At 71.7% G+C, this 9,746-nt stretch carries 10 protein-coding genes and 2 pseudogenes; 7 read left to right on the top strand and 5 right to left on the bottom strand.

Annotated elements, in window-relative coordinates:
* Window positions 1–305, top strand: a 305-nt coding sequence (locus ACPEH0_RS11585) for an IS3 family transposase (RefSeq protein ID WP_366214624.1), incomplete at its 5' end; no start/stop codon positions are given.
* Window positions 306–744: 439 nt separating this feature from the next.
* Here ACPEH0_RS11585 and ACPEH0_RS11580 read toward each other — a convergent pair.
* The 5 genes and pseudogenes from ACPEH0_RS11580 to ACPEH0_RS11560 all read right to left on the bottom strand — a co-directional run bounded on the left by ACPEH0_RS11580 (window position 745) and on the right by ACPEH0_RS11560 (window position 4,879).
* Window positions 745–1,224, bottom strand: a complete 480-nt coding sequence (locus tag ACPEH0_RS11580) for a GNAT family N-acetyltransferase (protein ID WP_366214623.1) — start codon at window positions 1,222–1,224, stop codon at window positions 745–747.
* 163 nt (window positions 1,225–1,387) lie between these two features.
* Entirely contained in the window at window positions 1,388–2,902 is a 1,515-nt protein-coding gene (locus tag ACPEH0_RS11575) for a phytoene desaturase family protein (protein ID WP_423719467.1), read from the bottom strand.
* Window positions 2,809–3,852 (bottom strand): annotated as a pseudogene (locus tag ACPEH0_RS11570) (UbiA family prenyltransferase); the annotation flags it as partial. The gene ACPEH0_RS11575 and the pseudogene ACPEH0_RS11570, both read right to left, overlap by 94 nt.
* On the bottom strand, window positions 3,753–4,328 hold the full coding sequence (locus ACPEH0_RS11565; protein WP_366214622.1) for a class I SAM-dependent methyltransferase: 576 nt from the start codon (window positions 4,326–4,328) through the stop codon (window positions 3,753–3,755). The gene ACPEH0_RS11565 and the pseudogene ACPEH0_RS11570, both read right to left, overlap by 100 nt.
* A gap of 38 nt (window positions 4,329–4,366) precedes the next feature.
* On the bottom strand, window positions 4,367–4,879 hold the full coding sequence (locus tag ACPEH0_RS11560; protein ID WP_366214621.1) for a gluconokinase: 513 nt from the start codon (window positions 4,877–4,879) through the stop codon (window positions 4,367–4,369).
* Between the two features lie 230 nt (window positions 4,880–5,109).
* On the opposite strand from ACPEH0_RS11560, the gene ACPEH0_RS11555 reads away from it, so the two are divergent.
* From ACPEH0_RS11555 to ACPEH0_RS11530, 6 genes and pseudogenes are all read left to right on the top strand, one after another.
* Window positions 5,110–5,391 carry a metal-sensitive transcriptional regulator gene (locus ACPEH0_RS11555; RefSeq protein ID WP_064002763.1) on the top strand — a complete coding sequence of 94 codons (282 nt, stop codon included), beginning with the start codon at window positions 5,110–5,112 and terminating at the stop codon, window positions 5,389–5,391.
* Window positions 5,392–5,419: 28 nt separating this feature from the next.
* Window positions 5,420–5,707, top strand: coding sequence for a heavy-metal-associated domain-containing protein (locus tag ACPEH0_RS11550; protein WP_366214620.1), 288 nt, complete (start codon window positions 5,420–5,422; stop codon window positions 5,705–5,707).
* A pseudogene (locus ACPEH0_RS11545) lies at window positions 5,704–7,888 on the top strand (heavy metal translocating P-type ATPase). Before ACPEH0_RS11550 ends, ACPEH0_RS11545 begins: the two are co-directional and overlap by 4 nt.
* 224 nt (window positions 7,889–8,112) lie before the next feature.
* Window positions 8,113–8,712 (top strand): hypothetical protein, encoded by a 600-nt coding sequence (locus tag ACPEH0_RS11540; RefSeq protein ID WP_366214619.1) that lies wholly within the window; start codon window positions 8,113–8,115, stop codon window positions 8,710–8,712.
* Window positions 8,709–9,251, top strand: coding sequence for an RNA polymerase sigma factor (locus ACPEH0_RS11535; RefSeq protein ID WP_366214618.1), 543 nt, complete (start codon window positions 8,709–8,711; stop codon window positions 9,249–9,251). The genes ACPEH0_RS11540 and ACPEH0_RS11535 overlap by 4 nt, the downstream gene beginning before the upstream one ends.
* A gap of 4 nt (window positions 9,252–9,255) precedes the next feature.
* On the top strand, window positions 9,256–9,684 hold the full coding sequence (locus ACPEH0_RS11530) for an SRPBCC family protein (RefSeq protein ID WP_366214617.1): 429 nt from the start codon (window positions 9,256–9,258) through the stop codon (window positions 9,682–9,684).
* The last annotated feature ends 62 nt before the right edge of the window (window positions 9,685–9,746 follow it).

The raw sequence follows: 9,746 nt of genomic DNA, 5'->3' as shown, positions 1-9,746 counted from the left end.
CCGAGCTTACGGACGACCTGCTCCGGGGTGTGACGCTTCCTGCTGTTCGACATGATCTGACCAGTCTCCCTGCCCGCGACTCCGGGCGACAGGACCACTCTCAGAACCACCGGACCTACGAAACGGGGTCAGCCCAGAACGTGCTCAACCAGCAGCGGTGGACGACTCGGCAGGAGCTGCGGCTCGCGATCGTCGTCTGGATCGAGCGGAAGTATCACCGCCAACGCGCCCAGGACACCCTCGGCGGCTTGACGCCGATCGAGTTCGAAGCCAAGCTAACCGAGCCGCTCACACTCGCGGCCTAAACCGAAACTGTCATCAGTTCGTTCCTCACGCCCCTTCTTCACGAACGACGAGTTTGGAGTCAAGGATGGATCGAGCTGAATTAAAGGCCCAGATTGATGAGCTGATGCGCCAGTACGACGAGGGGGAGATCGACAGTGACACCTATGCACAGAGGATGATGGAGCTGACAGCGTCCGCCCGGGACTGAAGCACTCGGCCTGCGCCCATAGGCAGCGCTGGGTGCCGGAGCGGGGCGTAGCTCATTTCTTGCGACGAGGACGTTGATGCGGACCCGACCAGTCCCAACGAAGGACAGCTCTCCAGCGATGGACATCTCGGTCAGTTCGATGTGCTGGGACCGGTGGACATTTCGCGACGGATTGCCGCATCCCGCCGCGGAGTCCGCGGACATCTCTGAGCGGTTCCTACATGCCGGGTCGTCCCCCCGTCCTGCTCGGATCAGCGCGGCATCCGTCGTTCCAGGATCAGGTCGCGCGGCTCGCTGAAACCGAGTCGCCGGTAGAGCGCCTCGCCGTCCGCCGTCGCAGCGAGGCGCACGACGCGGACGGCCGTCTCGGCGTCGAACCACTGCAGCAGCGCTTCCACGCAGGTGCGGGCGAGCCCGCGGCGGCGGAACGCGGGGAACGTCACGACGTTCGCGATCTCGCCCCGCAGTCCGCTCGGGTTGCGGGGCGACGGCGCGTGGTCGTCGACCGTGCCCACGGCGCACGCGACGACGCCGTCGCCGGGGACCTCGGCGATGATCGCGGCGCACCGCATCGGCTCGGCGAGACGGGCGCGGTACCAGGCCGCGGCATCCGCTCGCCAGGACTCGTCGCCCGTGTCCGCACCCATGTCGCGCATCATCTGCGCGCGCAGGTCGACGAGCGCGGGAACGTCGGCGGCGCGGGCACGGCGGATCACAGCGTAGGTCGTCACACGCCGATGCTACGGGCGAGCGTTCCGGGGACGCGTTCGGTCGCTCCCGCGCGCGGCGGGCGACGAATCGCGTCCCCGGAGCCGCGGCCCGCGCTCCAGGGGCGCATCCTGTCGTTCACCGTCCGCGCACGCGACGAATCGCGTCCCCGGAACCCGACTCCGATCAGACCGGATGCCGCTGCAACAGCTTCGCGACGACCATCATCGCTCCGCCGAGCACGGCGGGGATCCCGCCGCCCGGGTGCACCGAGGCGCCGACGCGCCACAGCCAGGGTGTCCGCGGGTCGTGGTGCGCGGGGCGGTGCAGCGGGCCGCTCATCCACAGCGGTCGCGCGGCGCCGTACAGCGCGCCGTGGCGTTCGCCGAACGTGCCGAAGTAGCGCGGGTCGAGGACCGCGGCATCCGTCATCGTGTCGGTCAGCAGTTCATCGAGACCCATCGTCCGCGAGATCCGTTCGACCTCGCGGCGCACGAACGGATGCTCGAGGCTGTACCCCGACCCGTCGGCCGGAGCGGTCAGCAGCAGCGCGAGCGTGCTGCGGTCGTTCGGGTAGATCTCGCCCGCTCGGTACAGGTTCACGAACGCCATCGTGTCGGCGGGCTCGTCGCCCGCGGCGAGGCTGCGGAACAGCGCGTCGGGCTTGGTCGGGAGGATGACGCTGTGCGCCGCGATCCGCTCGGGCAGCGGCTCGCGCAGCGCCCCGTAGATCGCGACAGCCGAGCACGACAGCGCGCTCGCCCGCCGCGGTCGCCGGCCGAGCAGCGCGTCGACGCGGTCGGCGTCGAGGGCGCTCACGACGACGTCGGCGGCGAACGATCCGCTGGCCGTCGTGACGCGGCCGCGCTCGAGGCGCGTCACGGTCTCGCCGGTGCGGATGTCGACACCCGCGGCATCCGCCATCCGTTCCAGCGCGAGCGGGATCTCGTACACGCCGCCGCGCGGAACCCACACGCCGGATGCCGCCATGATCGCCGGCATGCTCGCGTAGAGCGCGGGCGTCTGCGACGGCGACACCCCGGCATTGAGGGTGTGGATCGCGATGATCTCGCGCAGCCCGTCGGGCATCCACGTGAGGCTGTCGAGGTAGGCCCGGGTGCTGAGCCGCGGGCCGTAGACGGCGAGCAGCCGGCGCAGCGCCGGCAGCGACCGCCGGTCGAGCGGGTCGGCGACGAGCAGCGCGGTCACGTCGTCGGCCAGCGGAGCGTGCAGGTCGCTGAACCGCTTCCACGCGGGGTACCAGCGGTGATCCGGCGGCACAGGGAGGGTGACCTCCTCGCCGTCGTAGTAGTACCGGCCGACCTCGGGCAGTCGCTCGAGCTGGAGCTCGTCGGCCGCACCGAGGCGCCGCCGCAGCTCGTCCCACACACCGGGGAAGGTCACGAGCGACGGCCCCGAGTCGATGCGCTCGCCGTCGACCTCGAGCCTGCGGCTCTTGCCGCCGACCCGGTCCGCCGCCTCGAGCAGAGTCACCTCGTGACCGGCACGGGCGAGAAGAGCGGATGCCGCCAGCCCCCCGAGTCCGGCACCGACCACCACGATGCGGCTCATCCGTACGCCTCGAAGAACATCTTCGTCAGCTGCAACCCGCTCGCCACCGACCCGGCGACGTACGGGAACGCGATCGACACCGGGTAGAGGCGGCGACCGGTCGCGGGAGTGGGGCGCACCAGCATCCACACGACGAGGACACCGGCGATGACGGCGTTGAGCGCGGCGACCGGGATGCTGACGAACGCGAACAGCACGCTCGAGACGAGCCACCAGAAGCCGCTCCAGAGCGCCGTGCCGCGCGGCCCGAGGAGGACGGCGGTCGTCCGGATGCCGGCCTCGCGGTCCTCGTCGATGTCCTGGACAGCGTCGTAGGCGTGCTTCGCGACGCTCCAGACGAGCAGCCCGGCCACGGCATGCCACAGCGGCGGAGCGCCGAGCGCGACGGGGACGATCAGCAGCGGGAGCCCGTAGGCCGCGTTGCTGAGCGAGTCGAGGAACGGTCGCTGCTTGAACCGCAGCGGCGGCGCCGAGTAGAACACGAACACCGCCGTGTAGAGCAGGATCAGCGCGTTCGCGGCGAGCGGGTAGGCGATCAGGAACCACGCGAGGAACGGCACGTTCGTGATCGCGACGGCCCAGACGATCGTCCGCACCTCGCGCGGCTCGATCCGGGCGCCCTCGATCGACCCCTTGCGCGGGTTCAGGGCGTCGGTCTCCTGGTCGAAGATGTCGTTCACGCCGTAGATCAGCAGGTTGAACGGCAGCGTCAGCCAGACGAGGAGCGGGATCGCCGCGGGATCCAGCAGCGCGCCGGTGAGCCACATCCCGAGCACGCCGGTGCCGATCGTGTTGATCCACAGCACGGGGCGCGAGATGTGGACCAGCCGGCCGACCGCGTGCCGCCAGGGCGCGGGCGCCGTGGCGGGTGCGCGGTGCTCGTCGATGGGCGGTCTCCTCGGGCTAGGGGCGTCTTCGGTGATTGTATGACGCGGGGATGCCGCCGGGCGCGCCCTTGCGGGCGAGGATGCCGCGGGGCTCAGCGGCGCCGGGCGATGATGTCGAAGACGTGCCAGTGCTTCGGGCCGCGCCCGGAGGGGCCGTCGCGCTCGACCTCGTCGAGGAGCAGGACGTGCCACCCCGCGAGGAGGTCGCGGACCTGCTCGGCCGTGTGCGTGCGCACGTCGTCGAGGTGGGCCCAGTCGTCCCGGTCGCCGAAGAGCTGCCCCGCGAACACGCCGCCGGGGACCAGCGCCGCGGTCAGCTGCGACCAGACGTGCGTGAACTCGGCCTCGGTCGCGAACGGCAGCGAGTAGCCGGCGAAGACCAGGTCCGCCGCCGGAAGGTCGTCGACGTCCGCGAAGGTCGTGTCGCGCGCATCGAGGCGCGGACCGGCGTCCAGGCCGATGCGCTCGCCGAGGCCGGGCGTCTTGTCGATCGCGACGACCCGCCACCCCTCGGCCAGGAGGAAGCGGGAGTCGACGCCGTCGCCCGCACCGAGATCGATCGCCGTTCCGGGGCGCTGCACGTGGCTGAGCGCCGCACGCAGGTGCGGCCGCGGCGCCCGCCCCGCTGCCGACGCGTAGTACCGCCGCCAATCGCTCGATTCGGCCATGCGGTCCATTCTGTCCGGGCGCGCCCTTGCGGGGGTGCTCAGGCGTCGAGGACGTCGACGGCGATGCGCGCCTGGCGGGCGACGTCGAGGATGCCGCCGACGTTCTCGACCGCCACGCCGGGCTCGTCGTCGCCGAGGTGCTCGAGGGTCGCGAGCTGCGAGGCGAGCAGGGCGGGCGGCATGAAGTGCTCGCGCGACCGCATCCGACGGTCCAGCTCCTCGGGTGAGACGACCAGCTCGACGAAACGGACGTCGGGGGCCGCGGCTCGGATCCGGTCGCGGTAGCGGCGGGCGAGCGCCGAGCACGCAATCACGAGGCCGGGCGCGTCGGCGAGGGCGGCGCCGACGAGATCGAGCCACGGCCCGCGGTCGTCGTCGTCGAGGGGTTCGCCCCGCTCCATCTTCTGCACGTTGGATGCCGGGTGCAGGTCGTCGGCGTCGACGAAATCGACACCGAAGTCGACGGCGAGAGCCGCGCCGACGGCGGTCTTGCCCGAGCCGCTCGGGCCCATGACGACGATGCGGGGAGCCGAGGGGATGCCGGGGGTCATGCCCCCACTTTCGCAGAGTCCGCCGGGCGCGGTGGGCCGCGGCATCCGCTCGCCTGTCACGAAGTGCGGCCCCGCGCGGCGTGTCGTGATAGGGGAAGCCGGGGGTGGCGACCCCTCCGACGCTCCCCTGTCACGAAGTGCGGCCGCGCGCGGCGCGTTGTGACAGGGGAAGGGATGCCGTGACCCCAGACGCCTTGACGCGAATACCCTAGGGGGGTACCGTATCCTGCGTGAACGGTTACGACGCGAACAAGGACGACCTGCAGAAGCGGCTGCGCCGCGTCGAGGGACAGGTGCGCGGCATCGCCCGCATGGTCGACGAGGACAAGTACTGCATCGACATCCTCACGCAGGTGTCCGCGGCGACGAAGGCCCTCGAAACCGTCGCGCTCTCGCTGCTCGCCGACCACCTCAGCCACTGCGTCGCCGAGGCGAGCGCCGAAGGCGGGCAGGTCGCCGCCGACAAGATCCGCGAGGCGAACGACGCGATCGCCCGTCTCGTCCGCTCCTGAACTCGCTCCTGAACCTGGAGGAAACACCATGACCGAACGCATCCAGCTGGGCGTCACCGACGTCTCCGCATCCGCGACGCCTGCCGCCCCGGCATCCGCCGTCACCGAGGAACTGCTCGTCACCGGTATGACCTGCGGCCACTGCGCCGCGAGCGTCCGCGAGGAGCTCTCCGAGATCGACGGCGTCGAGGCCGTGACCGTCGACCTCGTCGCCGGCGGCACCTCGCACGTCACCGTGCACAGCGCGACCCCCCTCGACGACGACGCCCTGACCGCCGCCATCGAGGAGGCCGGATACACCCGGGTGTCCGCGTGAGCACCACCGACGTCGAACTCGACATCTCCGGGATGACGTGCGCCTCGTGCGCCACCCGGATCGAGCGCAAGCTCAACAAGCTGCCCGGGGTCGAGGCATCCGTCAACTACGCCACCGAGAAGGCGCGCGTGCGTGCCGAGGGTATCGACACGGCGCAGCTCATCGCGACGGTCGAGGCCGCCGGGTACGCGGCGACGGTGCCCGCGCCCGAGCCCGAGCCCGAGACGACGGAGGCGGATGACGAGACGACGCCGCTTCGCAACCGTCTGCTGATAAGCGCCGCGCTGTCGCTGCCGGTGGCGCTGATGTCGATGATCCCGGCGCTGCAGTTCGAGTACTGGCAGTGGCTCGCGCTGACCCTCGCGGCTCCCGTCGCGGTGTGGGGCGCGTGGCCGTTCCACTGGGCCGCGGCCGTCAACCTGCGCCACGGCGCCGCGACGATGGACACCCTCATCAGTCTCGGCGTGATCGCCTCGTTCGGCTGGTCGCTCTACGCCCTGTTCCTCGGGCGGCGCGGGGATGCCCGGTATGACGATGTCCTTCACGCTCGTCGGGGCGCCGCGGGCGGGCGGGCACGAGATCTACCTCGAGGTCGCCGCGCTCGTCACCGTCTTCATCCTCGCCGGGCGCTACATCGAGGCCCGCGCGAAGCGGGCGTCGTCCGAGGCGCTGCGCGCGCTGCTCGAGCTCGGGGCCACGGATGCCGCGAAGCTGCAGAACGGTGTCGAGACGCGCGTGCCCGTCTCACAGCTCGTCGTCGGCGACACGGTCGTCGTGCGTCCGGGCGAGAAGATCCCCTCGGACGGTCTCGTCACGGCGGGGATGAGCAGCGTCGACGCGAGCATGCTCACGGGCGAGTCGATGCCCGTCGAGGTCGCGGAGGGGTCGCGCGTCGTCGGCGCGACGATCAACGTCGGCGGACGCCTCGAGGTGCAGATCACCCGGGTGGGTGCCGACACCGAGCTGGCGCGGATGCGGCGGCTCATGGAGGAGGCGCAGACGGGCAAGGCCGAGGTGCAGCGTCTCGCCGACCGGGTCTCGGCCGTCTTCGTCCCCGTCGTGATCGGCCTCGCGCTGGTCGCCCTCGTCGGCTGGACGATCGCCGGCGCGCCGTGGGAGCTCGCGTTCACCGCGGCGGTAGCGACGCTCATCATCGCCTGCCCGTGCGCGCTGGGTCTCGCGACCCCGACCGCCCTGCTGGTGGGAACCGGGCGCGGGTCGCAGCTCGGCATCCTGATCCGCGGACCTCAGGTGCTCGAGCAGACCCGGACCGTCGACACGATCGTCCTGGACAAGACCGGCACCGTCACGACGGGGCGGATGAGCGTGACCGAGGTGCTGCCCGCGGGCGTGTCGCGGGAGGAGTTGCTCGCCGTCGCGGCGGCGGTCGAGTCGGGGTCGGAGCACCCCGTCGCGCGGGCGATCGTGGCGGCTTCGACAGCGGGGGGTGTCGAGTCCTTCCAGTCGCACGCCGGATTCGGTGTGCAGGGTGTCGTCGACGGCGCGGCGGTCGTCGCGGGCCGGCCGTCGTGGCTCGCGGAGCAGTGGGCCGTCGCCGTACCTGCGGATCTGCCCGGGGGCACGGTCGTCGCCGTCGCCCGGGACGGGGAGTACCTCGGTGCGATCGTCGTCGCCGACACGGTGAAGCCCACGAGCGCCGCGGCGATCGCCCGCTTCCGCGAGCTCGGGCTCGAGCCGATCCTGCTGACCGGCGACACCGCCTCCTCGGCAGCGCGGGTCGCCGCCGAGGTCGGGATCTCCCGCGTCGAGGCCGGGGTGACGCCGGCGGGCAAGCTCGACGCGATCCGCCGGCTGCAGGGCGAAGGCCGAGTCGTCGCGATGGTCGGCGACGGTGTCAACGACGCCGCGGCGCTCGCCGCTGCCGACCTCGGGATCGCGATGGGTGGCGGGACGGATGCGGCGATCGCGGCATCCGACATCACCGTCGTCTCGGGCGATCCCCTCGTCGTTGCCGACGCGGTGCGCCTCGCGCGGCGGACCCTCGGGATCATCAAGGGCAACCTGTTCTGGGCGTTCGCGTACAACGTCGCAGCGATCCCGCTCGCGATGGCCGCGCTGCTCAACCCGCTTGTCGCCGCCGCCGCGATGGCGCTGTCGTCGGTGTTCGTGGTGACGAACAGCCTGCGCCTGCGCGGGTTCCAGGCGGTGGGGCGGGGCTGAGGCACGCGCCCGTGGCGTGTTCGCGGGCAGGGTGTTCACGGATGCAATGGATGCCGCGCGACACGCCGCGCCCCGGCATCCGTCCCCGGCGTGTCGCCTCGGATCTGTTGCATCGGTGAACGGCCGGAGCCGCGGCGCGCCGCGACGCCGTGGGAGAGTCTGCTGACGCGTGCAACGTTTCGGCCGCTGCCGGGAATGTCGGGGGAGAAGGCAGGAGGAGCCGAATGAATCCGACGGATCTCGACGACACGCTCACGACGATGGCGGTGCCGCTGTCGTCAGAACTTCGCACCGCCGCGCTCGGTGTGGTGGATGCGACGACGCCGCCCCGCGTACGCGAGGGGAGGAGACCTCGCGCACGGTGGGTCCTCCCCGTAGTCGTCGGCGGTGCCCTCGCGCTGACCGCGGGTGCCGGGACGGCCACCGTGGTCATGTCCCATTGGGCCGGCGTGGGGATGCCGCTCGAGAACGTCCGCAGCAACGAGCCCATCCCCGTCACGTGGACCACCGGAACAGGCCATGTCGAGCAGTGCCGGGCCTGGATCGAGTTGCGCAACCCCCAGGTGGGCGACCAGGCGACCCTCGATCGCGCGATCAGCCAGCACGGCTGGACGGGTCTGGGGCAGCGCCTGTACGACGCCGCACCCCCTCTCGCCGACGATGCGGACGGCGAGCGTCGCGTCGACGAGGCGTTGGAGCCGGTGCTGCGCTCCTTCGCGGGTGAGGCGTTCCCCGGTGTCGCATGGCTCGGCGAGACGCGCGATGCGTCCGCGCGCGCGGTCGACGCGTGGGGGATGACGTGTGTCCCCGAGGCGGAAGGATGAGGCGTTCCGACGATCGGGCGGCGCGGATGGAGGCGGCCGTGCGCGCGCACGCGCCCGATCTGCTGGCGTACTTCGCGCGCCGCGTCCGATCCGAGAGCGACGCCGCCGACCTGCTGGCCGACACGCTCCTCGCCCTCTGGCGCCGGGCCTCGTCGCTGCCCCCGGCCGACGACGAGGTGCGCCCGTGGATGTTCTCCTTCGCCCGCGGCACCCTGCTGCATCACTTCCGAGGTGTGACCCGGCGCCACGCCCTCGCCGACCGGTTGCGGGATGAGCTGGCCGGCACGGCGCACCCCGGGTTCGCGGACTCCGACGAGTACGACGACCTCCTTGGGGCCGTTCGGGCGCTCGACGTCGTGGACCGGGACATCATCGGTCTCGTGCACTGGGAGGGCTTCTCGCTCATCGAGGTGAGCCGGATCCTCGGGATGAAGGAGGGCACCGTCCGCAGCCGCTACCACCGGGCTAAAGCGCGTCTCCGAGAGGAGCTGGAAGATCGGGCCCACGCGTCGACCCCCATCGGATCCCACCTAGGGTGAGGACATGTTCACCGTCGCCGAGTCCGTCACGATCGACCGCCCGGTGGACGAGGTCTTCGCCTTCTTCACCGAGGGGCGCGCCCGCTGGGACGAGTCGGTCATCTCGGAGGAGTTGACCTCGCCTCCGCCCGTCGGCGTCGGGTCGACGCTGCACACCCGGATGCGGGCGGTCGGGCGCGAGTTCGCGTTCGACTGGCGTGTGACCGGGTACGAACCGGGCACCCGCATGGCGATCACCAGCACCAGCGGCGTCATGGCGACCTCGTCCGAGCTGACGTTCGCCGACGCGAACGGCGCGACCCTCGTGAGGGTGCGCATCGAGGCGGAACCGACCGGCGTCATGCGCCTCGCGCAGGCGATGATCGCCGGCGAGGTGCGCTCCACGCTCACGGCGTCGCTCGCGAAAGCCAAGCGCGTGCTGGAGCAGGACTGACGACCCGCGTCATCCTTCCGACGGACACGGATGCCTCGCGAGGCCGATGATCGCGGCGCGGC

This window comes from Microbacterium sp. NPDC079356 (assembly GCF_049545465.1).
Classification (GTDB): Bacteria; Actinomycetota; Actinomycetes; order Actinomycetales; family Microbacteriaceae; genus Microbacterium; species Microbacterium gawkjiense.
This window is presented reverse-complemented; position numbering and strand designations above follow the sequence as displayed.